General features: G+C 63.4%; 21 protein-coding genes. 11 read left to right on the forward strand and 10 right to left on the reverse strand.

What is annotated here, in order from left to right:
• Positions 1-61 precede the first annotated feature (61 nt).
• The gene (locus RHPLAN_RS18655; protein ID WP_068020679.1) at positions 62-679 is read left to right on the forward strand and encodes a glutathione S-transferase family protein; all 618 of its coding nucleotides are present in this window, start codon (positions 62-64) and stop codon (positions 677-679) included.
• A gap of 21 nt (positions 680-700) precedes the next feature.
• On the opposite strand, the gene RHPLAN_RS18660 is transcribed toward RHPLAN_RS18655, so the two are convergent.
• Positions 701-970, reverse strand: coding sequence for a GlsB/YeaQ/YmgE family stress response membrane protein (locus RHPLAN_RS18660; RefSeq protein WP_068031469.1), 270 nt, complete (start codon positions 968-970; stop codon positions 701-703).
• 157 nt (positions 971-1,127) lie between these two features.
• Between RHPLAN_RS18660 and RHPLAN_RS18665 the strand changes: the two genes are divergently transcribed.
• From RHPLAN_RS18665 to RHPLAN_RS18685, 6 genes are all read left to right on the forward strand, one after another.
• Positions 1,128-1,793 carry a YidB family protein gene (locus RHPLAN_RS18665; RefSeq protein ID WP_068020681.1) on the forward strand — a complete coding sequence of 222 codons (666 nt, stop codon included), beginning with the start codon at positions 1,128-1,130 and terminating at the stop codon, positions 1,791-1,793.
• 128 nt (positions 1,794-1,921) lie between these two features.
• Positions 1,922-2,344, forward strand: coding sequence for a hypothetical protein (locus RHPLAN_RS18670; protein WP_068020683.1), 423 nt, complete (start codon positions 1,922-1,924; stop codon positions 2,342-2,344).
• A 205-nt stretch (positions 2,345-2,549) separates the two neighbouring features.
• Entirely contained in the window at positions 2,550-3,041 is a 492-nt protein-coding gene (locus tag RHPLAN_RS18675; protein ID WP_068020685.1) for a MaoC family dehydratase, read from the forward strand.
• A 57-nt stretch (positions 3,042-3,098) separates the two neighbouring features.
• Positions 3,099-3,407 carry a hypothetical protein gene (locus RHPLAN_RS39450; protein ID WP_157100343.1) on the forward strand — a complete coding sequence of 103 codons (309 nt, stop codon included), beginning with the start codon at positions 3,099-3,101 and terminating at the stop codon, positions 3,405-3,407.
• Positions 3,395-3,700 (forward strand): hypothetical protein, encoded by a 306-nt coding sequence (locus tag RHPLAN_RS18680; RefSeq protein ID WP_068020687.1) that lies wholly within the window; start codon positions 3,395-3,397, stop codon positions 3,698-3,700. Before RHPLAN_RS39450 ends, RHPLAN_RS18680 begins: the two co-directional genes overlap by 13 nt.
• Positions 3,701-3,849: 149 nt before the next feature.
• On the forward strand, positions 3,850-4,149 hold the full coding sequence (locus RHPLAN_RS18685) for a hypothetical protein (RefSeq protein ID WP_068020688.1): 300 nt from the start codon (positions 3,850-3,852) through the stop codon (positions 4,147-4,149).
• 437 nt (positions 4,150-4,586) lie between these two features.
• On the opposite strand, the gene RHPLAN_RS18690 is transcribed toward RHPLAN_RS18685, so the two are convergent.
• Positions 4,587-5,066: a hypothetical protein gene (locus tag RHPLAN_RS18690; protein ID WP_157100344.1), complete on the reverse strand. Its 480-nt coding sequence runs from the start codon at positions 5,064-5,066 to the stop codon at positions 4,587-4,589.
• A gap of 3 nt (positions 5,067-5,069) precedes the next feature.
• On the opposite strand from RHPLAN_RS18690, the gene RHPLAN_RS18695 reads away from it, so the two are divergent.
• Positions 5,070-5,561 (forward strand): hypothetical protein, encoded by a 492-nt coding sequence (locus RHPLAN_RS18695; RefSeq protein ID WP_068020691.1) that lies wholly within the window; start codon positions 5,070-5,072, stop codon positions 5,559-5,561.
• 80 nt (positions 5,562-5,641) lie between these two features.
• Here RHPLAN_RS18695 and RHPLAN_RS40155 read toward each other — a convergent pair whose 3' ends face one another.
• The 8 genes from RHPLAN_RS40155 to uvrA form a co-directional block, all read right to left on the reverse strand.
• A complete protein-coding gene (locus tag RHPLAN_RS40155; RefSeq protein ID WP_068020693.1) occupies positions 5,642-5,896 on the reverse strand; it encodes a PepSY domain-containing protein in 255 nt (84 codons plus the stop codon).
• Between the two features lie 940 nt (positions 5,897-6,836).
• Positions 6,837-7,805, reverse strand: a complete 969-nt coding sequence (locus RHPLAN_RS18705; protein WP_068020695.1) for a Bug family tripartite tricarboxylate transporter substrate binding protein — start codon at positions 7,803-7,805, stop codon at positions 6,837-6,839.
• Positions 7,806-7,939: 134 nt separating this feature from the next.
• Positions 7,940-9,718, reverse strand: coding sequence for a PQQ-dependent dehydrogenase, methanol/ethanol family (locus RHPLAN_RS18710; RefSeq protein ID WP_084245165.1), 1,779 nt, complete (start codon positions 9,716-9,718; stop codon positions 7,940-7,942).
• Between the two features lie 286 nt (positions 9,719-10,004).
• Positions 10,005-10,604, reverse strand: coding sequence for a QcrA and Rieske domain-containing protein (locus RHPLAN_RS18715; protein ID WP_068020697.1), 600 nt, complete (start codon positions 10,602-10,604; stop codon positions 10,005-10,007).
• Positions 10,605-10,779: 175 nt separating this feature from the next.
• The gene (locus tag RHPLAN_RS18720) at positions 10,780-11,115 is read right to left on the reverse strand and encodes a YegP family protein (RefSeq protein WP_068020699.1); all 336 of its coding nucleotides are present in this window, start codon (positions 11,113-11,115) and stop codon (positions 10,780-10,782) included.
• Positions 11,116-11,237: 122 nt separating this feature from the next.
• Positions 11,238-11,741 (reverse strand): hypothetical protein, encoded by a 504-nt coding sequence (locus RHPLAN_RS18725; RefSeq protein WP_068020700.1) that lies wholly within the window; start codon positions 11,739-11,741, stop codon positions 11,238-11,240.
• Positions 11,742-11,930: 189 nt separating this feature from the next.
• Positions 11,931-13,484, reverse strand: a complete 1,554-nt coding sequence (locus tag RHPLAN_RS38445; protein ID WP_084245167.1) for a reverse transcriptase domain-containing protein — start codon at positions 13,482-13,484, stop codon at positions 11,931-11,933.
• A gap of 209 nt (positions 13,485-13,693) precedes the next feature.
• Complete coding sequence (gene uvrA / locus RHPLAN_RS18730; RefSeq protein WP_084245169.1) at positions 13,694-16,678, reverse strand: excinuclease ABC subunit UvrA; 2,985 nt, start codon at positions 16,676-16,678, stop codon at positions 13,694-13,696.
• 186 nt (positions 16,679-16,864) lie between these two features.
• Here uvrA and ku point away from each other — a divergent pair, with 186 nt between their 5' ends.
• From ku to RHPLAN_RS18745, 3 genes are all read left to right on the forward strand, one after another.
• Positions 16,865-17,755 carry a non-homologous end joining protein Ku gene (gene ku / locus RHPLAN_RS18735; protein ID WP_068031479.1) on the forward strand — a complete coding sequence of 297 codons (891 nt, stop codon included), beginning with the start codon at positions 16,865-16,867 and terminating at the stop codon, positions 17,753-17,755.
• Positions 17,755-20,334, forward strand: coding sequence for a DNA ligase D (gene ligD, locus RHPLAN_RS18740; RefSeq protein WP_068020702.1), 2,580 nt, complete (start codon positions 17,755-17,757; stop codon positions 20,332-20,334). Before ku ends, ligD begins: the two co-directional genes overlap by 1 nt.
• A gap of 95 nt (positions 20,335-20,429) precedes the next feature.
• Complete coding sequence (locus RHPLAN_RS18745; RefSeq protein WP_084245171.1) at positions 20,430-21,353, forward strand: alpha/beta hydrolase; 924 nt, start codon at positions 20,430-20,432, stop codon at positions 21,351-21,353.
• Positions 21,354-22,188: the final 835 nt, after the last annotated feature.

Consider the following 22,188-nt stretch of genomic DNA (forward strand, 5'->3'; position numbering starts at 1 on the left):
ACGCTGCGCTCACATTCGCGATCTAATCCGCAGCATCGACTGAAGACCTGATGGAGTGACCATGGCCGACATCACGCTGTACCACGCTTCACCCTCGCGTTCGTCCGTCACGCTTTGGATGCTGGAAGAGCTCGGCGTGCCTTACGACATCAAGCTGCTCAAGCTTTCGGAGGGCGATCAGCTCAAGCCCGACTATCTCGCCATCAATCCGATGGGCAAGGTGCCGGCGATCAAGCACAACGACGTGGTGATCACCGAGAGCGCGGCGATCTGCACCTATCTCGCCGATGCGTTTCCCGAGAAGAAGCTCAACGTGCCGCTCGGCGATGCGCGCCGCGGGCCGTATTTGAAATGGCTGTTCTTCGGGCCGGGCTGTTTCGAGCCTGCGGTGATCGATCGTGCCGCGCCCCGCAAGGAAGAAGCGCGCCGGGCGATGCTCGGCTACGGCGATTTCGACACCGTCATGAACGTGGTGGCGAAGGCGGTGGAGAAGGGGCCTTGGATTCTGGGCGAGCAGTTCACCGCGGCCGACGTGGTGATCGGCTCGAACGTCCGCTGGGGCACGATCTTCAAGCTGGTGCCTGAGCGGCCGGAGTTCGCTGCCTATTCGGCGCGAATTGCTGCAAGGCCCGCGGCGCAGCGCGCCGAAGCCAAGGACAACGAGCTGAAAGACAAGTAGCTGGGACGTACCCGGCGCGCGTCAGCGTGCGCCGGGGTCGCGGATGCGTCCTGACGCCACCAGCCTGTTCCAGATGAACAGCACAATCACGGCGCCGACGGTCGCGGTCACATATCCTGCGCCTTGGTCGGGCGAGTAATGGCCGACAGCCTGTCCCACGAAGGTGGCGAGGAACGCCCCGACGACGCCGAGCACCATGGTCAGGATAAATCCTGTCGGATTGTTCGGCCCTGGTGAAATCAGCCGCGCGAGAAAGCCCGCAACCAAGCCCACCAATAGAATATGGAGCATGCCAGCCCTCCATTCGCGATGCAGCCAATCGTAGGCTTTTGCGGGCGATGCTGCAATCAGCGCGGCGATATTGCGGCCGGCTCTGTTTGCCGTCATTTTACGGTCGCAATACGGGCGTGATCATCCGGTTCCAGCAAGGTAGCAGGAGGAGGCTCCGATGGGTTTGCTCGACATTCTCAATGGCATGCAGAACGGGCCGCGCGGTCAAACCGACCCCAATGCCAAAGGTGGCGTGTCGCCGATGACCATGGCGATCCTCGCCCTGCTTGCCTACAAGGGCTACAAGCACCTGAGCGGCAGCGGCCAGCCGGCGCCCCATGCACCGGCTCCAGCGCCAGCGCCGCAACAATTGCCGGGCGGCACGACCGCGGGCGGCGGCGGTCTGCTGGGCGACGTCCTCGGCGGGCTTCTGGGCGGCGGTGGTGCGGCGCGCGGCGGCGGCAGTGGCGGCGGTCTCGGCAATGCGCTGGGCGGTGGCAGCAGCGGCGGCGGCCTCGGTGATCTCCTGAAGGGGCCGCTCGGCGGCATGCTGGCCGGCGGCGCCGCCGGCAGCATCCTGAGCGGCGGGCTCGGCAGCCTGCTCCAGCAGATGCAGCAGAACGGCCAGGGCCACGTCGCCCAATCGTGGGTCGGCACCGGTGAGAACCATGACATCTCGGAGGGCGACCTCGCGAAGTCGATCGGGATCGACGACATCGACGCGGTGGCCAATCAGACCGGCATGTCCCGCGACGAGCTGTTGGCGGGCCTGCGCCGCGAACTGCCGGGCGCGATTGATAAACTCACGCCGCACGGCCGGCTGCCGACCGAAGACGAAGCTTAGCCCCGGATGTGACCCAATCCTCGCGGAGTACGTAGATTCCCGATCGGTAATTGCCACGAGGCGGATTTAAAGGGCTCGATAGGAGTTGTGGAGCGATTCTCGGCGTGCCTGATCAAGGGAGGCACGCCATGAGGACCAGGACGATCCAAGCCACTACCGGGCCGCAGGGCCCGCAATTCGACAACGACCAGCCCGTTCCGGCGGAGCTTGCCGAGCGCCTGTACCGCGCCGGCGAGGGCCAAGCCGCAGCGCTCGTCTCGGGCTTCTCAGCGGCGCAGCGCGCCAATCTCGCCATGTACTGCTACCACAAGGCCCATCTGCACCGGGTCGGGCTTGCGATCGCGGCGACCTGTGAACGCTCCGCGCTGGAGCTGACCTGGGGGCGCACGCTGGGCAAGGTGCTTTACGACCAATCGCGCGACCTCGCGCAGGCTCCCATCGCCAACCCGTACCGGCGCGCCGTCACGCTTGCCACGCTCTCGGCGATGCAGGCCCAGATGGACGACGACGAAGACTGGATCGACGACGAGGTGCCAACAGTCACGCACTGACAACAAAATCCAGAAAAAACCAGGCGCTCGCAAAAAACAACAAACCTGCAAACGGGGACTGCAAAAAGAGTTCAAGAAACTTCGCCGCACGTCGGCCAACCGCGCTTGATCACACTCCCGCTCAAAGCGAAACTGCCCGGCGACGGTTACGCCGGGCCGTTTCTTTCGGTCTGACGCTCGGCCGGCGCTGCGCTATGCTGACGGTATGAGCTTGCCGCCCAGCAACCCGCCGCCTTCAAATCTGCCGCCCCTTCGCACACTGTTCTTCGAAGACCTTTCGGTCGGCATGACGGAGACGCTGACGAAGATGGTGTCGGCCACCGACGTGGTCGGCTTCGCGCAGCTCACCGGCGACCGCAACCCCATCCATCTGTCAGAACACTTCGCGGCGCGCACCACATTCAAGAAGCGCATCGCGCACGGCCTCTACACCGCGAGCCTGATCTCGGCCGTGCTCGGCACGCGGCTTCCCGGCCCGGGCGCGATCTATATCTCGCAGACGCTGAACTTCCGTGCCCCGGTGAAGATCGGGGACACCGTCGTGGTCACTGTGACGGTCGCGGATCTGATGGCGGAAAAATCGCGCGCGCGACTGTCCTGCGTGTGCACGGTCGAAAGCGAAATCGTTCTCGACGGCGAGGCGCTGGTCAAGGTTCCGAAGAACGAGAAGGGCGGGCGGCCGCAGATGCGCCTGTAATCGATCCCCTCAACCTCCGCACTTAATGATGCGGATGTTGGCGCGCAAGGGACCGCGTTGCTGCGCCATCGCATGGGGCAGCAACGCCGTCACGAAATCTCGCGCGATTTTCAAATCGATGTGAGCGCGCGAAACGCACGTGAGTTCCCGCAAGCCGGAAACATCGCAAATTTTCTGACGAACGCCGCCGCCGCCACAATCGCACATGACACCATCATGACGCGACGAGCGCTTCCGCGCTCGCGATGCGGGTTGTGCAACGCACAGCTGCGCGCTGCCAGCTGGTGCGCCGGTAGAAAAATTTGCATCTCCGCGCTGCTGGGCGGGCACATCAAAAAAACGGAGAGAATGGGATGTTCGGTCTGAAAAATGTGGCGGCTGCGCTGGCTTTGAGCCTTGCCGTGGCCGCTGCAGCGTCGCCTGCGTCGGCGGCTGCTCACAAGCACAAGCATGTGTCGCGTGCGGGTCACGACGCAAACGCGCAAGCTGTCGAAGGCGACTTCGGTGGTGGCAACGACGGCTTCGTCATGACCAAGGCTCGCGAGACCGCGATCCGCGAGTGCAGCGGCCAGATGAACCGGCTGGTGCAGAAGGATTGGGGCGTCATGCAGAACGAGAGCTTCTCGAGCTGCATGGTCGAGCACGGCCAGATGCAATAAATTCACGACGTCACGACCAGCCGGATCGCCGCGAGCTGCGGCGGTCCGGCTTTTTATTGCCGCGATGTCATCTCACGCGCCGGAACGCCGAGGAACCTGTTCTGGTTTTCGTGTCGAAGGGAGCGACACCGAAGACGTGAGAGACAACAATGCTGAAGATCAAAATCATCGCCGCCGCTCTGGTGCTGAGCGTTGCAACGGCCAACGCAGCTTTCGCGCGGGAGCCGGCTTCATACGCCGATGCCCAAGCCGGCGTTCACGGCAACGCGCAGGCGATTGACCGCGCGTTGCAGGCCATCGGTCCCAGGCTCGCGGCGAACGCGGAGCGTCGCATGCGCGCGCTGCACCAGTGCAACAAGGAGGCCGCGCCGCTCAAGAACGACACTTGGGGCAGCGCGCAGACCGACCGCTACCGAGCGTGCATGGCCGAGCACGGCCAGCGGGCTTAGGGCTTCGCGCGCTAAGTTTGAGCGATTCCAAACACGCCGCTGTTGTGACAGTGCGCATCGCCGTCATGGAATACCGCAACGTGTCGATTGACATCGACACGCATTTCCTGCGTTCGAGGCCGCTCAAAACGATCGCGTCTTTGCCGTGCAATACCCTGTGAATATGCGATCGGTTTAACCCCTGATTAGGGCCGTGCGATGCACCAAAGAAACTACGGGGACGGTCTGTCGTTAGTGGACGAATACAGGGACGCGGGATGCGAAAACAAATGTACGCAGTCAGAAAGCGCAGCGGACAATGGACCGTGTGGACGAAGGAGGACGTGTGCCTCAATTTCCAGAGTTACGACGAAGCGATCGCAACGGCGCGGACTGCGGCGACGGTCCTGTCTCACGAGCCGGTTGAGACATCAAAGGAACAAGTGTATCCCACGCCTTCATAAGGGTGTGATGCGCGGTGCCAGCATGGTGAAAGAGCCATCGCTGTTTTCGATCACTTCAACGCCTTTGCTGCGCAGCCATGCGATGTGCTCGTCCCGACGGAGCGGCTTCAGCGGATCGCCGGCCGGCGCGCGGTCGATGGGCGTTCCTTGCGGCAGGAGTTCACGCTGCATGTATCCCGCAAGTTCGCCCCAGCCGTTGCGTTCGTCGTAACTCGATTTCACGTGAGGCGCGGCCCCGTCGCCGCCCTTGAATTCGGTCCGGAGATATCGCTGCTCGCTCCGGTGCAGCTCGCGGGCCGTACCATCGGAATTCACGTAGACATACGGATATGGAAATGCGCCCGACATGCCGCTTTGTGCGCGGGCGTGGCGCAAAGGTTCAAAACCCGCCGAAGCAGACCTGCCGAGCATCTTGCCATTGGTACAACCTTTGGTAAATAACGGACCTGTGGGGTCGGGGGCGTCCGAATGCACAGAATGAAGTTGGTGATTGCTGCCTGCCTGGCGGCAGGACTTGCGGCTTGCGCGACGCAGGGCGCGATGACGGTCGACGTCGGGGCCACCGGAAATTCCAATCCGAAATACCGGAACGCGGTTGCGGTGCGGACGGTCAATGGCGGGCAGCCGATGAATGTGCTGACGGTGCCCGGCGTTCCCAACGAGCCGTTCAAAGCCGCGCTCGAAGGCAGCCTTCAGGCCAAGGGCTACCTCGCCAGCGGTGGAGCGGCGAGATACCAGGTCGACGCGGATATTCAGGATCTGGAGCAGCCGCTGATCGGTCTCACCTACGATGTCACCGCGTCGGTGACGTACCGGGTGTCGGGACCGGGCGTCAACGCGACCTATCCGATCTCGACAAAGGCCAGCGCGACGTTGTCCGACTCGCCGATCGGGGCCGATCGGATGCGGATCGCCAATGAGCGCGCGATGCAGCAGAACATCAGGCAGTTTCTTCTGGCGCTCAAATGAGCGCGCTCCGTCGGCCTTCCGCGGGCGCGGGAGGACGCGGCTTGCGCGCGTCCTCCCTTGCGCGATCAATCCCGGCGCGATCAATCCCGGTCGACCTTGATCACCGCGCCTGTGATGGCATCGACGTCCATGTGGATGTCCTTGCCGCGGATGTCGCGCCCCTGGATCTCCCACTTGCCGTCGAAATACTGGATCTCGTTGAAGCCGACCATGCCGAACGAACGCGCCGTCTCGACCGCGCGATGAACCGAGCCTCCGGGCGCGAAATCGGCAAGAGCAGGGCTTGCGAAGCCGATCAGCGAGGCAATGGCGGCAGCCGACAGGAGTGTGCGCAAGATAGACCTCCGGAGGTTTGTTGAAGGATGCAAACCGAACGCCGCGCGGGCGCGAAGGTTTCGGCACGTGACGCCCGGCACGAACTTTCCGCGGCGTTGACACCGCGCCGTCACGCGACGCGCAACGATGTGGCGGAACGGCCGCCGTTGTGATCGTCCTGCCATGCGATCGCCATCCATGCGATTGCCACGTGTCAGCGCACCACGTGTGAGCGCGCAGCCGCACGCCTGTTTCCGATTCAGTTTTCAAACAGCCAACGCTCCGCCGGCCCGGGGATTTGTTTTCGGACGCCCGGGTGCGCCCGTCTCCCTGTTTTCCTCCTCTCTCCCAAAAGCAGGAGAGGAATGGAGCGCCGGGAGGCGCCACGGAGCTTGCGAGGCTCCGTCAGGCCAGCCTTGCGATCGGCCGGCCTGCGCGCCGAGCTTCCGGGACCCAATGCTGTGAGGGCAGTGGGGGTCCCGGGGCGCGCGGGCCCGTGCGAAGAGCCCGACGCCTCCTGGCGCTCCATCCGCGGTCCGCGTTGTCGGCGGCCGCACCTTGCTCCGTCATTGGGCGTCGCGATCGACGATGCCTTCGACGGGGCAAGACAGAATCGCGTCTAAGCGTGATTTGCAAACGGATCAAGAACAAAATGTCAGGTGCGTTCGGCATGCTGGCCGACGCTTATCGCGCTGTCCGATCAAACTTGCCGTAGTGCGCTACGCGCTCTCTCCCGGCCTCATGCTGAGGAGCAGCGCGAAGCGCTGCGTCTCGAAGCGACGCAAGTCGGGTTTACCCGACTTGCGCACCAAGATTCCGCTCTCGGGTAAACCCGAGATCGGCGGCCGCCCGGATGCTGCTGCGTCGGTGGCCACCCCATCCTTCGAGACGCCCGCCTTTGGCGGGCTCCTCAGGATGAGGTGGGGAGAGAGTTGTGCGAACCGCGAGCCGTAACGCGCATCAATTCAGCTTCACGCCGGTCTGCTCGACCACCGTCTTGTAGCGCGCGGCCTCCTGGCGGATGCGCTCGGCGAACGCGGCCTGGCTGATCGGCGTGATCTCCATGCCGAGGTCGTTGAACTTCTTGCGCAGGGCTTCGTCCTTCAGAATCTTCCGCGTTTCGTCGTCGAGCCGCGTGACGATCGCCTGCGGCGTGCCGGTGGGCACGTAAAGGCTGAGCGTCAAACCCGCGTCGACGTTGAGGCCCACGTCGGTCATCGTCGGCCACTGCGCCAGGAACGCGGCGCGCTCGCGCGTGAGCTGCGCCAGCACCTTGATCTTGCCGTCGTCGACGAGGCCCTTAACCGAGGTCAGCGTCGTTACGCCGAGCGCGGTGTCGCCCGCGGCGAGTCCGTTCGCGAGCCCCGCGCCGCCGCGATAGGGCACGTGCAGCAGCTTGATGCCGGCCTCGAGCGCGAACCACTCGGCGGCGAGCTGGTTGATGGTGCCGGCGCCCGGCGTGCTGAAGGTGACTTCGCCGGGCGCGGCCTTGGCCTTGGCGATCACCTCCTGCGGCGAGTTGAGGCCGCTTTTCGGGTGGGTGAGCAGCAGCAGCGGCGCGGTGGCGATGCGGGTGACCGGGATCAGGTCCTTGTAGGGATCGTAGGGCGCGGCCGGCATCAGCGACGGCACGGTGATGAAGTCGCCGGTGGTGATCAGGATGGTGTAGCCGTCCGGCGTGGCCTTGGTCACGGCATCGACGCCGAGCGTGCCGCTCGCGCCGGGGCGGTTCTCGATCACCGCCGGCTGCCCGAGCGCCTCGGCGAGCTTCTGGCTGACGAAGCGCGCGCCGATGTCGGTCACACCGCCGGCCGGGAAGGGCACGACGACGCGGATGTTGCGGCTGGGATAGGTCTGGGCCTGCGTGGGCGCGGCGGGCAGCGTGGAGAGTGAGAGAACTCCGGCGAGAAGGCAGACGGCAGATCGCATCGCGCATTTTTCCTTTTGCAGACCGGCGAGGAATGGTCGTGCAAAGGAAAGGCTGATGCAAGCCGGTGGGACGTCGCAGCATCGGCGGTGAGCTCCCTCTCCCCGCGAGCGGGGAGAGGTGACCTCCGCCGCGGCTATTTCACCGCATACACATTGATCGCGCCGCCCTGCGGCACATCGGGATACTTGCCGGGAAACAGCAGGTCGAAGCGCGATTGCATCTTCTGCGAGTCGACGCCCCAGCCGGACTGCACCGCGATGTACTGCTTGCCGTCGACCGCAAACGACACCGGCACAGCCGTGATGCCCGAACTGGTCGGAGTCTCCCACAGCACCTTGCCGGTCTTGGCGTCGAAGGCGCGGAACATCCGGTCGTTGGTGCCGCCGGCGAACAGCACATCGCCGCCGGTGGCCAGCACCGGGCCCCACATGAAGGATGGCATGTTGGTGGTCCACGCCTTCTTGCCGGTGTCGACGTTCCACGCCTGCAGTTCGCCGACGTGGTCGGCGCCGGCGACGATCTTCAGGATGTTCGTTTTGACGCCCATGAAGCGCTCGCCGACCACATACTTCGGCGCTTCGCCGGTGAGCTCGGTGCACAGGTTGTCGTTCGCCGGGATGTACAGGAGCCGCGTCTGCGGACTGAAGGCGACCGGCGGCCAATCCTTGCCGCCCCACAGGCTCGGGCAGAACTCGGCCGTCTTGCCGGTGCCGGGCTTCTTGGTCTCGTCGATGTCGGGGCGGCCGGTCTTCGGATCGAGGCTCTTGAACACGTTCTGGCGCACGTAGGGCTGACCCGCGACGAAGTTGATTTTTCCCGCGGTGCGCTCGAGCTGCCAGATATAGCCTGAGCGCGAGACGTCGATCAGTCCCTTCACGGTGCGGCCGTCGTGTTGATAGTCGACCACGATCGGCGGCGAGACCTCGTCCCAGTCCCAGGAGTCGTTCCAATGGTACTGGTGATGGCCCTTGATCTGGCCGGTGGCGACGTCGAGCGCGATCACCGAGGAGGTGTAGAGGTTGTCGCCGGGCCGCTGATCGCCGAACCACGGCGCGGCGTTGCCGGTGCCCCAGAAGGCAAGGTTGGTTTCGGGATCGTAGGTGCCGGTCACCCAGATCGAGCCGCCGCCGCGCTTGTAGTGGTCGCCGCCGGCGGGCCAGGTCTCGCTGCCGGGCTCGCCGGGCGCGGGCACCGTGTAGGTCTTCCACAATTCCTTGCCGGTCTCGGCGTCGAGCGCCGCGACGAAGCCGCGCACGCCGAGCTCGCCGCCCGACGCACCGAGCATCACCTTGCCGTCGACGATCAGCGGCGCGAGCGACATGTAGTAGGCCTTCTTGTAGTCGTCGACCTTCGCGGTCCACGCCACCTTGCCGGTCTTCGCGTCGAGCGCGACCAGCACGCAGTCGGCCGAGGCGAAGTAGACCTTGTCGCCATAGAGCGCGACGCCGCGGCTGGTCGGATGCAGGTTGACCAGGTCGTCGGGCAGCGGGCGCTTGTAGCGCCACAGCAGCGTGCCGGTCTTGGCCTCGACCGCGATCACCTGGTTGCCGGGCGTGGCGACGAACATCACGCCGTTGTTGACGATCGGCGGCGCCTGATGACCCTCGGTCTGGCCGGTCGCCATGCTCCAGACGAGCTGCAGGCGCGAGGCATTGTCCGGCGTGATCTCCTTCAGCGGGCTGAAGCCCCAGCCGTTGTAGTTGCGGCGGAACAGGAGCCAGTTGCCGTCCTCGGGCTGCTTCAGCCGCTCCGCGGTGACGGGCGTGTATTTCTGCAGGATCTCCGGCACCGGACCGGGCACCGGCGTGTTCGAAACGGGCGCGATTGTCTGCTGCGCGCCGGCGAGCGAGACGCTCGCGGCGATGATGGCTGTGGCGGAGATGCTTCGCAGGAATTGCCGGCTCAAAACCATGTCGTTCCTCCCCAGTTATGCCTCGCGAGCGAGGCGTTTGATTTGCGGCTCGGTGGCCTGGCTTCTTAGAGCGAAGGCTTTTTCAAAGTTGAATTGGTCAGCGACACAGGCACCGGCCACCTCTCCCATGGGGAGAGGTCGGCGCGCGAAAGCGCGCCGGGTGAGGGGGTAAGCTGATTGAGAGACCGTACGCCCTCACCCCAGCCCTCTCCCCACGGGAGAGGGAGCTCACCACCGATGCCGCAAATGCTTCAACCTCAATCGAACTCCTCTCCCGAGAAACATTTCACGCCGGCGCGATGCCGACGCGACCGGTGAAGGGTTTCGCCACGGCGAGATTGCCATCCACGATCTTGAGGGGCAGCGCCGCGAGCGCCCGCGGCGTCGGGCCATCGAGCACGGCGGCCGCATCGCGCGGGTTGTAATGCGAGTAGTGGCAGGAGCATTCGAAGATCTTCTGGTCCGCGACCCAGACGCTGACCTCGCAGCCCGCGTGCGGACAGATCGCCGAATAGGCGACGATGCCGTCGGCGGCGCGCTCCCGCGTGGCGTCGTCGAGCGTCGCCGGATCGAGCCGCAGCAGCAGCACCTTGTTGAGGCGGGAGCCTTTGCGGACCACGTGGCCCGCGGCGTCGTAGGGCCATGCGATGACCGGCGGGCCGCCGAGCGGGATGTCGGCGGGTTTAAGCGGCGCGACACTCTCGCTGTCCGCGCCGGCTTGGGAGACGAACAGGTCGCCCGCCTGGGGCCGTTCGCTGTCGGGCTCGGCCGCGGCCGGGCCGGGGAGGACGCCAACTGCGCCAACGGCCGTCAGGGCTGCGAGCACATCGCGCCTTGTCGAGTGCTCATCTCTCACGCGATCTCCGCCGCGTCCGATCTTGGTCATGTGGCCCCCGGTGAGGCTTCCCACGAAGGATCAGTCTAGAGCACGATTCAACATCATGGAATCAAGTTGTGTGGGTCCCCGCGGAAGCGGGGACCCAGGGCCGTAAATTCAAATTTTAAGAACTCGCAGAGTGCAACAGCGCGGCGTATTCCAAGAGCGAAATCCGCCGCGTGGTTCAGGTCTGGTCGTCGGTCGCAGCAGTCGGCGCGTTCGTCTTGACCGAGGCGATGCCGTGCTCGCGCGCCTCGACCGACGAATAGGTCTCGCTGGTGCCGATGACCTCGTGATTGGCGGCCTTGAGATTGAACATCGGCTGGCCGTTCTTTGCGGTCTTGCGCTCGTAGCGTTCGTCGAGCGGCGCGTTGGTCTTGACCGACTTGATCCCGTTCTCGGCGGCAGCTTTGGTCGTGTACATCTCGCTGCTGAGGATCGTCTGGCCGTTGGCCGCTGAAAGGTGGAAATAGAACTGGCCGTTGGCTGCTGATTTCTTCAGGACGAACTTCCCGGACATGAAGCCCCCTTGATGTTGGATGAAACGGCAACGCGCACAGTATAGATCACGCAGCGACGGCGGAAAGCCTCCACACGCCTGACGTGTGGCCGTGCTCGATCCGGGCTGCGCCTGCTCGCAGGCTACTGTTTCAGCCCCTCGTTCAGCAGTTTTCTGATCGTCCACGCCTTGCCGTCGACGGTCGAGCGGATGTTGTCGATCGCCCAGCGGCCGTTCTCGCGGACGAAGTCGTAGCGCACGATGTCGTCCGACGGGTGCTTGCTCGTGAAGTCCTTGGAAAACAGCTTGGCCATAACCGTCGCGCGCTGCGCGTCCTGCCGCTCGACCTTCACCTCGGCGCGCGAGACCTCGCGCGCGTTGGAATTGGCGGCGATGTCGAAGCCGGGCACCGGCTCGTCCTCGGCCGGCGTTGAGTCGTCCGAGCGCTTCCACAGCGCGCCGAGCGACTTCGACAGCGCGCGCCGGTGCTTGGCGCGCAACTGGATCGATTCCGTCGCGCCATACAGGTCGCGCTTGCCGTAGATGGATTTGACGATCGCGGCCGGATCGGGGTCTTGCGCGAAGGCTGGCGCGGGCGAGACCGCGGCGGAGAACGCGAGGGCAACGAAAAGGCGGCGGGAGAGCATGGGGATTCCTAATGGCGACACCCCGTTGGTCGCGTAATAAGCCGCGGTGGTTCATCGGCTGTAGCACCACGCCTCAGGGTGTGTTGGCCGATGCGAAAATCTACACCCGTGTCTAGGAGAGCTGCGGTGAAATTACGCGACGTCAGTGTAGAATGGTGGTCCATACGCAGGCCCGATTAGGTCATTTGCCTATTTGAGCCAAGCCACTAGCTCCGCAATATTCACGGCAAAAAATTCGGCTTGGCTGAGTGTCACAGAACCACTGAGTCCTAATACCGCAACGCCGGCAACAGAAAAGTCCTCTGTTACAAGGGGCCCGCCACTATTCCCGCCAATAATTTTTGGCGTCACTTCGAGATATGAAACTGCGCTTTTTGGAAAGGTCCTTATGAGCTTGCCTTGTTCAATACGAATTGGTTTTGCGAGAAAATGATTGGGATAGCCACACAAGGTTATGCTGGCTCCATCTTTCAGCGGCGGTCCCTTGTATAGCGGAATTGGCGAAATGGTTTTCAATTCGGCGGGAATCTCAAGTGCAGCTAAATCGCGATGGTTGTCTTGAGAGAGGACCGTTACTGCGATTTTCTTTGCTGGATTTTCAGGATGATAGATGTACGGATTGCTACCCAAGCAGTGTGCGCACGTTATCAATCCGTATTTTTCGATAAAAAAAGCGGTACCTTGTCCATCACCGCTGTGTTCGATTACCCAAGTCGCCTGCTTAACGATCTCTTCTGGGGAGAGGGCGGTACGAATTTTTCCAGAAGTTGTTAGTGCATTAAACTGAACCGCAAGCCTTCTAAAAACAAGATCTGGGCGGCCTCGAATCTGGCCGATAAATTCGATTTTTCCTCGTACTATGGATTCGAATGCAGTTCCTCCCCCAAACTTGTTTTTGTGCTCAGCGGCCGCTGCCAGCAAACCGAATTTTCTCCAAGCGTGCAACATAGCTCGGGTTTCTCTTATAAACCTGCGTTTTACATTGACGCGCTCGTTGACGATGAGCCCTGTAACTTCTTGGCGTGCTGTGTTGTCGCGTAGTCGCAACTTGTTTGTGTTAATTTGGAACCCGTTGGATTCTATTATAGTGCGAAGTGATGCGTTGATTTCGCAGTAAGTCTTGCCATCGGCGGCTTTGCTTGCTGTCGCGAAGGGCATCGACGTTCGATTTGTCGAGAATGTGAGATCATCTGCGTATCGTGTGTATTTACATCGGTTGGCAGCTGCAAAACGTAACAGCTCCGAATCCATTTTCGCGCATATCAAATTGGAAATCACAGGAGACGTCGGCGCTCCTTGGGGAAGCGCGTCATTTAGTGTGCAGGCCTTTGCTATCGCAGCGGCTACAGTCCGATTAAGCGAGTGCGGAGGTTTTGAGAGTAGACCGAAGACGCGACCATAGTTGATGGAGCCGAAGAAGTTCTCAAGGTCGATATTCAGAACAAATCGCTCGCCGACGTGAGTCGTTGCGTTGCGCTTTATGTCCCGGTCGGTGACAAATCCATTCACGCAGGATTTGAATGTAAATAAAGCATCAAGTTCTTTCGCGAGATTGCGTTGGATTATTTTTAAGTTGGTAGATGGAGCAGCAATAGTCCGAGTTCCGCCGCGTCGCTTTGGAATTTCAAATGTACGATATTGGGTGATCAGAGGGCGTTTGTAGATATAATAACCCAATTGCTGCGCTCTGCATCCCAGCAAGTAGGCTAAACCTGTTAGGTTATGAATTTTGTTCAACGGCATCGCAAGTCGGGGCGCGGTCGAGACACTTCTGACTTACCAAACATAGGATCCATAGTTCATAGATCCGTCATTCAGCGTTCGCGAGTAGTTTCTGCACTAACGTTCGCCAGAGATCGCAGGATCAACGACCGAAACAAACGTCCCGACCGCGCTGCCGCATAATAAACGTCGAAAGGAAAGCAGCGTCAATCGAAAGGCTGGCGGCTGACCTACTCCGCCGCCTCAATCCTCTTCTTCGGCTTCCTGGCTTCCTTCCGCTCCAGCACCGGCTTCAGGAACTGTCCGGTGTAGCTGCGCTTCACCTTGACCACATCCTCGGGCGTGCCTTGCGCGACGATTTCGCCGCCGCCGTCGCCGCCTTCGGGGCCGAGGTCGATGATCCAGTCGGCGGTCTTGATGACCTCGAGATTGTGCTCGATGACGACGACGGTGTTGCCGGTGTCGACCAGCTCGTGCAGCACCTCCAGAAGCTTCGCCACGTCGTGAAAATGGAGCCCGGTGGTCGGCTCGTCGAGGATGTAGAGCGTGCGGCCGGTGGCGCGCTTGCTGAGCTCCTTGGCGAGCTTGACGCGCTGCGCCTCGCCGCCGGAGAGCGTCGTGGCCTGCTGGCCGACATGGATGTAGTCGAGGCCGACGCGATGCAGCAGCGCCAGCACGTCGCGGACGCGCGGCACCGCCTTGAAGAAGTCCAGCGCCTCCTCGACCGTCATGTCGAGCACGTCGGCGATCGACTTGCCCTTGAACAGCACTTCGAGCGTTTCGCGGTTGTAGCGCTTGCCCTTGCAGACGTCGCAGGTGACGTAGACGTCCGGCAGGAAGTGCATCTCGATCTTGATGACGCCGTCGCCCTGGCAGGCCTCGCAGCGGCCGCCCTTGACGTTGAAGCTGAAGCGGCCGGGCTCGTAGCCGCGGGCTTTCGCTTCGGGCAGGCCCGCGAACCACTCGCGGATCGGCGTGAAGGCGCCGGTGTAGGTCGCGGGGTTGGAGCGCGGCGTGCGCCCGATCGGCGACTGGTCGATGTCGATGATCTTGTCGAGATGCTCCAGGCCCTCGATGCGGTCGTGCGGGGCGGGGGCCTCGCTTGCGCCGTTGATCTTGCGCGCCAAGGCCTTGTAGAGCGTGTCGATCAGGAAGGTGGACTTGCCGCCGCCCGAGACGCCGGTGACGCAGGTCATGACGCCGAGCGGGATCTCGGCGGTGATGTTCTTGAGGTTGTTGCCCCGCGCGTTGACGACCTTCAGCGCGCGGCGCTGCTTCTGGCGGCGCTCGGGGATCGGCACCACCAGTTCGCCGGAGAGGTACTTGCCGGTCCAGGACTGCGCGGCGCCGATCAGGTCGGCCACCTGGCCCTGGGCGATGACGTGGCCGCCATGGATGCCGGCGCCGGGGCCGATGTCGAGCACATGGTCGGCGGTGCGGATCGCGTCCTCGTCATGCTCGACCACGATCACGGTGTTGCCGAGGTCGCGGAGCCGCTTCAGCGTCACCAGCAGCCGCTCGTTGTCGCGCTGGTGCAGGCCGATGGAGGGCTCGTCCAGCACGTAGAGCACGCCGGTGAGGCCCGAGCCGATCTGCGAGGCGAGGCGGATGCGCTGGCTCTCGCCGCCGGACAGCGTGCCGGAGGCGCGGCCGAGCGTCAGGTATTCGAGACCGACGTCGACCAGGAACTTGAGCCGGTCGCGGATCTCTTTCAGGACGCGGATCGCGATCTCGTTCTGCTTGGCGGTCAGCCGTTGGGGTAGGTCAGCGAACCACTCGCCTGCGCCTTTGACCGACATGGTCGAGATTTCGCCGACGTGCCTGCCGTCGATCTTGACGCACAGCGCCTCGGGCTTGAGGCGGTAGCCGTTGCAGGCGTCGCAGGGGATGTCGGTGAAGTACTTCTGCAGCTCCTCGCGAGCCCAGTCGCTCTCGGTCTCCTTGAAGCGGCGCTCCAGGTTGGTGATGACGCCCTCGAACGGCTTCTTGGTCGCGTAGGACCGCATGCCGTCGTCGTAGGTGAACTTGATGTCGTCATCGCCGGAGCCATAGAGGATGGCGTCCTGAGTCTTCTTCGGCAGGTCCTTCCAGCGGGCGTCGAGCGTGAACTTGTAGTGCTTGGCGAGCGCGTCGAGGGTCTGCACGTAATAGGGCGAGCTGGACTTCGCCCACGGCGCGATGGCGCCCTTCTTCAAGGTGGCGTCCTTGTCGGGGATCACCAGGTCGGCGTCGATGTGCTGCTCGACGCCCAGGCCGCCGCACTTCGGGCAGGCGCCGAACGGGTTGTTGAACGAGAACAGCCGCGGCTCGATCTCCGGAATGGTGAAGCCCGACACCGGGCAGGCGAACTTCTCCGAAAAGATGATGCGCTCGGCGTTCTCGTTGCGCCCGGCATTGGCCTTGGCGCGGGTCGTGGTGGAGTCGGCGAGCTCGACGACGGCCATGCCCTCGGCGAGCTTCAGCGCCTGTTCCAGCGAGTCCGCCAGGCGGGTGGAGATGTCCGGGCGCACCACCAGGCGGTCGATGACCACGTCGATGTCGTGGGTGAACTTCTTGTCGAGCGGCTTGACGTCGGCGATCTCGTAGAACGCGCCGTCGATCTTGACGCGCTGGTAGCCCTTCTTGGCGTACTCGGCGAGCTCCTTCTTGTACTCGCCCTTGCGGCCGCGCACGACCGGCGCCAGCAGGTAGATGCGCGTGCCCTCGGGCAGCGCCAGCACGCGGTCGACCATCTGCGACACGGTCTGGCTCTCGATGGGCAGGCCCGTGGCCGGCGAATAGGGCGTACCGATGCGCGCCCAGAGGAGCCGCATGTAGTCGTAGATCTCGGTGACGGTGCCGACCGTGGAGCGCGGGTTGCGCGAGGTGGTCTTCTGCTCGATCGAGATGGCAGGCGACAGGCCGTCGATCTGGTCGACGTCCGGCTTCTGCATCATCTCCAGGAACTGCCGGGCGTAGGCCGACAGCGATTCCACATAGCGGCGCTGGCCTTCGGCATAGATCGTGTCGAAGGCGAGCGACGATTTGCCGGAGCCGGACAGGCCGGTGAACACCACCAGCTGGTCGCGGGGAATTTCGACGTCGATGCCTTTGAGGTTGTGTTCCCGGGCGCCGCGGATGGCGATGACGCGCCGGTCGTGGGCGTCCTTGGCGGCATTGCGGATTTCGGAGACGCTGCGGCCGGAGCGCCGGCCCTGCTCGAAAAGGTCGTTCATGGAATCCGACAGAATGGAGGGCGGCGGCGCCCGGATTTCAGGATAAGTTAGTTCTGGAACGTAGTGAGAACGATAGGGTTTCGCCAGTACGAAAGCCGAGATATCACCGTTACACTTGAAGAGCGGGGAACCCGTGCCTTTTCGGGCCGTTGACCGGTGTTCCTCGCTTGCAAAAAGGTGGGTTTCATGGCGGCTCGCGCCTTCTGGTCTGGCCGGATCAGGCTTGCTCTGGTGTCGATCCCGGTGGAGATCGTGCCGGCGACCAAGACGGCGGCGCGGATTTCCTTCCACCAGATCCACGAGCCGAGCGGCAAGCGCATCCGCTACGAGAAGGTGGTGCCGGGCATCGGGCCGGTCGACACCGACGACATCGTCAAGGGCTACGAGGTCGAGAAGGGCAGGTACGTGCTCTTGACCGACGACGAGATCGCCGACGTCAAGCTCGAGGCCAAGAAGACCGTCGACCTGGTGCAGTTCGTCGATGCCGACGCCATCGACCCGATCTACTTCGAGCGGCCGTACTACGTGCTGCCGCAGGACGAGGATGAGGACGGCGTCGAGGCCTATGCAGTGCTGCGCGACGCACTGAAGGAAACCAAGAAGATCGGGCTCGGCCAGATCGTGGTGCGCGGCCAGGGCTCGATCGTGGCGGTGAAGCCATGCGGCAAGGGGCTCATGATGGAGACCCTGCGGTTTGCTGACGAGGTGAAGAAGGCGAACTCCACGTTCGAGGGCATTCCCGCGAAGAAGCCGGAAAAGGACCTCATCGAACTGGCCGAGGAGCTGATCGAGAAGAAGGCCGGCGAATTCCATCCGGAGCAGTTCAAGGACAAGTACACGGTCGCGCTGCGCGAACTGATCGAGGCGAAGCAAGAGCATCGCAAGCCGCGCGAGATCGAGGAGACGCCGGCAGCGTCGAACGTGATCAACCTGATGGATGCGCTCAAGCGCAGCGTAAAAGGCGGGGCTGCGGCGAAGAACGAGCCTCCGACCAAGCGCTCCGCGCCGCGGCGTGCGAAGAAGCCGCGGGCCGCGAAGGCCAAGCGCAAGACTCGCAGCGCGAGGAAGGCCGCCTGATGGCTCCGCGCGGGGGACTGGCCGAATACAACAAGAAGCGCGACTTCTCGCGCACTGCGGAGCCGAAAGGCGAGCGGCGCAAGTCCGGCAAGCAGCTCGCCTATCTGATCCAGAAGCACGACGCGAGCCGGCTGCATTACGACTTCCGCCTCGAATGGGACGGCAAGCTTCTGAGCTGGGCGGTGCCGAAGGGGCCGAGCGAAAGCACGACCGACAAGCGGCTCGCGGTCCATGTCGAGGACCATCCGATCGAATACGGCACCTTCGAAGGCAGCATTCCCGAGGGCGAGTACGGCGGCGGCACCGTGATGCTGTGGGACCGCGGCACCTGGGAGCCGCTCGACGACGTCGACGAGGCGCTGCGCAAGGGCAAAATGGCGTTCAACCTGCACGGCGAGCGGCTGCAAGGCCGCTATGCGCTGGTGCGGCTGCGCGCCCGCAGCAAGAACGACAAGGACAACTGGCTGCTGATCAAGGAGCGCGACGAGTTCGCCCACGACGGCCAGAACGCAGTCGACACCGAGGATACGAGTGTCGCGAGCGGCCGCAGCATGGAAGAGATCGCGGCCGGCAAGAAGGTCTGGCACAGCAACCGGAAGAAGAACGGCAACGGCGCGGCCAAACCGGTGGCAGCTAAACCGGCGAAGACCGCCGCGCGCTCAAAAAAAAACTCCGGCGCAAAGCTCCCGGCGTTCGTAAGCCCGCAACTCGCAACGCTGGTCGACGCGCCGCCCAACGGAAGCGAGTGGCTGCACGAGATCAAGTACGACGGCTATCGGGCCATCACCGCCATCGCTGGCGGTGAGGTGAAGATCTACACCCGCAAGGCGCTGGACTGGACCGAGCGCTATCAGCCGCTGGTGCCGGCGTTGGCGCGGCTGCCTTGCGACAGCGCGCTGCTGGATGGCGAGATCGTGGTGGCCGACTCTGGCGGACACACCGACTTCGGCGCTCTGCAGGATGCGCTCACAAGGGGCGGCGAGGGGATCAGTTACAACCTCTTCGATCTTTTGGAGCTTGATGGCGAGGATTTGCGCAAGCGCCCGCTGATCGAGCGCAAGGAGCGCCTTGCGCAACTGCTCAAGGGCGTTCCGGCGCCGCTCAGCTATTCCGATCATGTCGAGAGTGCGGGCGAGAACGTTTACACCGAGGCCTGCAAGCTCGGGCTCGAAGGCATCATCTCCAAGCGCGCCGATGCGCCTTATGTGTCGGGCCGCAGCCAGGCCTGGCTGAAGACCAAATGCGGCATGGAGCAGGAGTTCGTCATCATCGGCTGGCGGCCGTCGGACAAGCCGGGCCGGCCGTTCAGCTCCCTGCTGCTGGGCCTGCGCGAAGACGGCGAGCTGCGCTACGCCGGCCGCGTCGGCAGCGGCTATACCGGCGAGCGGCTGGAAGACCTCGGCGCCAAGTTCAAGGCGCTGGAGCGCAAGAGCCCGCCGGTCAAGGACGTGCCGAGAGAGATCGTGCGCGATGCGCTGTTCCTGGAGCCGAAGCTCGTCGCGCAGATCGCGTTTCGCGGCTGGACGCATGACAATCTCGTGCGTCAGGCCTCGTTCAAGGGATTGCGCACCGACAAGCCTGCATCCGAGATCGTGAGGGAGCGTGCCATGCCGAAGGCCACGGCGGTCAAACGCGCCAAAGCTGAAACGAAGAAGGCGCCGCAACGGCGGGCTGCCACGCCGAAATCGCGCGGCGGCGAGGAGGCCGAGTTTGCCGGCGTCCGCGTCACCCATCCGGACCGCGTGCTGTTCGCCGACCAGGGCGTCACCAAGCGCGATCTGATCGAGTACTACCTCGACGTTGCCGGGATCATGCTGCCGCATGTCGCGCAGCGGCCGCTCGCTCTGGTGCGGTGTCCTGCGGGCAGCGGCGATTGCTTCTTCCAGAAGCACGCTTCGGCGGGGTTTCCCGACGAGTTCGGCCACATCAGGATCAAAGAGAAATCGGCGACCCGCGAGTACATGACCATCGAGGACGAGCGCGGCCTGGTCGCGGCCGTGCAGGTCGGCGTGCTTGAACTGCACATCTGGTGCTCACGCACCGAGACGCTGGAGCAGCCCGATCGCATGGTGTTCGACTTCGACCCGGACGAAGGCCTCGACTTCGCCCGCGTGCGCGATGCCGCGCGCGACATGCGCGATCGGCTGAAGGACTTGGGCCTGGAAAGCTTCCCGATGGCAACCGGCGGCAAGGGCATCCATGTGGTGGTGCCGCTGACGCCCAGCCACAGCTGGGAGGAGCACCGCGATTTCGCCGAGGCGCTGGCGCGCGTGATGGCTGCCGAGGAGCCGGATCGCTTCGTCGCCAACATGTCGAAGGAAAAGCGCAAGGGGAAGATCTTCATCGACTATCTGCGCAACCAGCGCGGCGCCACGGCGATCTCGCCCTATTCGACGCGATCGCGCAAAGGCGCGTTTGTCGCCACACCGATCTCGTGGCAGCAATTGTCGCGGCTGAAGGACGCGCGGCCGGCCACGATTGCAGACGCGAAGAAGCTGCTGAAGGCCGATCCATGGCCGGAATACGCGCGAGTCAAACAATTCCTGCCGCTCGACAGGCTTGCGAAAATCAAGCGGTAGCCCCGCGCGCAAGGCCAATTGTCGCTTAAACTCCGAACCGACTACGCTCCCTCGAAAGCGCGGCGCCGAACGCCGCGCTTGTTGGGGAGGTCATCATGGGATTGAGCTTCTGGAGTCTGGCGATGGCGGCAGGAATTCTCGCGACGAGCACGGCGCATGGTGCGGCAATTGGCGCAGAGTATCTCGTCACCATCAAAAACGACATCACGTTTGCCGAGCACGACGGCGTCAAGCTTGTCGGCGATCTCTATCAGCCGAAGGGATTGGACAAGGCGCCGATGCTGGTCGCGGTCCATGGCGGCGGCTGGCAGGTCGGCGACCGCAAGATGTACACGAACTGGGGCGCGTATCTGGCGAAGAACGGCTACGCGGTGTTCGCGATCGAATACCGGCTGATGAAGCCCGGCGTGAAAACCTATCCGGGCGCGGTCTACGACACCAAGGCGGCGGTGCAGTATGTCCGCGCCAACGCGGCCGAACTCAACGTCGATCCCAACCGCATCGGCATGATCGGCGACAGCGCCGGCGGACACCTGTCGGCGCTGGTCGCGCTGGCCGGCGAGGAGCCGCAGTTCTCGAGCGAGTATCGCAGCGATCCCAATGCGTCGGTGTCATCCAAGGTGAAGACCGTGGTGGGCTTCTACGGCGTCTACGACATGGCCGCACAGTGGGAGCACGATCTGTTATCGCGGCCCCGCGACAACATCGGCGAGAAGTTCCTGGGCGCCGCGCCCTACACCAACCGCAAGGTGTTCTTCGAGGCCTCGCCGATCAACTACGCCACGGTCGACAAGAACGCGACGCGCTTCATGCTGATCCACGGCACCGATGACGATGTGGTCGATCCGGCGACGCAGTCGACCGCATTCCTCAAGGCGCTGAAGCAGGCGAGCTTCTTCGCCCGCACCATCGTCATTCCGGGGGCAGGGCACTTCTTCAGCACCGACCCGGTGGACGACACGAGCTTCGGCGGCTTCGCCGGGCCGAAGGTGCTGCGGTTCCTCAAGGATACGCTGTAAGGCGCGATGGGTTCAGTCGAGCCGAAAGAGCCGCCGGCTTCGCGGCCGGCGCGAACTTGGCTCCCTGGCTTTCGGTCCGGTCTCGGCCGCGGCGGGCTTGCTGCCGGCAATCTGCCGCCGGCAGCGGTTCAGGGTCCTCCTCGGACGCGTCGATTAAAGCTTTCCACGGCTGCGTTATATTCGCGGGCCGCGTTCTCGACTTGGTTTCTTGCTTCGCCCCTTACGCATTCTCCGTAAATTCCGATCTCGGATTTGTAACTTTCCATTTCCCTGCGGCAGCGATCAAATTCCCACCGGTCATCGAGCCGAGCGGACTTCTCGGCGCATGATGGAGTCGTCGGCGTCGAGCAGTGTGCGCCTGCCGCCAGGGTTCCGACGATCAGAAACATCCCCGCGATGGCCAGTTGCATGTATCGCATGATCCGCGGTGACTCGAACGGCTGGAATATTCGAGGTCTTTTTCGATGTCGGCCGATCTTAGATTCGAAGTGAGGGACAATGGCCAATGCGGGCGTTTCAAATCAAGCCCGCTGCCAACTCAGTCCTGATACTCGCTCAGAAACAAGCGAAGCGCTTTCTTTCCAGCGCGGTCGGCCTCAGTCATTGTGCAGAAAAATCCCTCGGACCGTTTGACGGCGCTGTTGCGACCCGAGCGATATATTTCCCACCTCCACGGCGCAGAAGGACGTCCACGGTTTTTCACGACCACGGAAAAGTCGGGTCCTTCGGACGTATCCATACGCGACACTTTCCGGTTCTCCATTGGATGCCGCGGACTATGCTCGCAGGCCTCCGGCGATGCGAGTCCAATCTTGAAGCTTTTCATTCCTCGACT

The sequence above is a fragment of the Rhodoplanes sp. Z2-YC6860 genome (assembly GCF_001579845.1).
Taxonomy (GTDB): domain Bacteria; phylum Pseudomonadota; class Alphaproteobacteria; order Rhizobiales; family Xanthobacteraceae; genus Z2-YC6860.

Coding starts and splice junctions, on each gene's coding strand:
- RHPLAN_RS18655 (WP_068020679.1), top strand. CDS start 62: ATGGCCGACATCACGCTGTACCACGCTTCACCCTCGCGTTCGTCCGTC.
- RHPLAN_RS18660 (WP_068031469.1), bottom strand. CDS start 970: ATGCTCCATATTCTATTGGTGGGCTTGGTTGCGGGCTTTCTCGCGCGG.
- RHPLAN_RS18665 (WP_068020681.1), top strand. CDS start 1,128: ATGGGTTTGCTCGACATTCTCAATGGCATGCAGAACGGGCCGCGCGGT.
- RHPLAN_RS18670 (WP_068020683.1), top strand. CDS start 1,922: ATGAGGACCAGGACGATCCAAGCCACTACCGGGCCGCAGGGCCCGCAA.
- RHPLAN_RS18675 (WP_068020685.1), top strand. CDS start 2,550: ATGAGCTTGCCGCCCAGCAACCCGCCGCCTTCAAATCTGCCGCCCCTT.
- RHPLAN_RS18680 (WP_068020687.1), top strand. CDS start 3,395: ATGTTCGGTCTGAAAAATGTGGCGGCTGCGCTGGCTTTGAGCCTTGCC.
- RHPLAN_RS18685 (WP_068020688.1), top strand. CDS start 3,850: ATGCTGAAGATCAAAATCATCGCCGCCGCTCTGGTGCTGAGCGTTGCA.
- RHPLAN_RS18695 (WP_068020691.1), top strand. CDS start 5,070: ATGAAGTTGGTGATTGCTGCCTGCCTGGCGGCAGGACTTGCGGCTTGC.
- RHPLAN_RS18705 (WP_068020695.1), bottom strand. CDS start 7,805: ATGCGATCTGCCGTCTGCCTTCTCGCCGGAGTTCTCTCACTCTCCACG.
- RHPLAN_RS18710 (WP_084245165.1), bottom strand. CDS start 9,718: ATGGTTTTGAGCCGGCAATTCCTGCGAAGCATCTCCGCCACAGCCATC.
- RHPLAN_RS18715 (WP_068020697.1), bottom strand. CDS start 10,604: ATGACCAAGATCGGACGCGGCGGAGATCGCGTGAGAGATGAGCACTCG.
- RHPLAN_RS18720 (WP_068020699.1), bottom strand. CDS start 11,115: ATGTCCGGGAAGTTCGTCCTGAAGAAATCAGCAGCCAACGGCCAGTTC.
- RHPLAN_RS18725 (WP_068020700.1), bottom strand. CDS start 11,741: ATGCTCTCCCGCCGCCTTTTCGTTGCCCTCGCGTTCTCCGCCGCGGTC.
- RHPLAN_RS38445 (WP_084245167.1), bottom strand. CDS start 13,484: ATGCCGTTGAACAAAATTCATAACCTAACAGGTTTAGCCTACTTGCTG.
- uvrA (WP_084245169.1), bottom strand. CDS start 16,678: ATGAACGACCTTTTCGAGCAGGGCCGGCGCTCCGGCCGCAGCGTCTCC.
- ku (WP_068031479.1), top strand. CDS start 16,865: ATGGCGGCTCGCGCCTTCTGGTCTGGCCGGATCAGGCTTGCTCTGGTG.
- ligD (WP_068020702.1), top strand. CDS start 17,755: ATGGCTCCGCGCGGGGGACTGGCCGAATACAACAAGAAGCGCGACTTC.
- RHPLAN_RS18745 (WP_084245171.1), top strand. CDS start 20,430: ATGGGATTGAGCTTCTGGAGTCTGGCGATGGCGGCAGGAATTCTCGCG.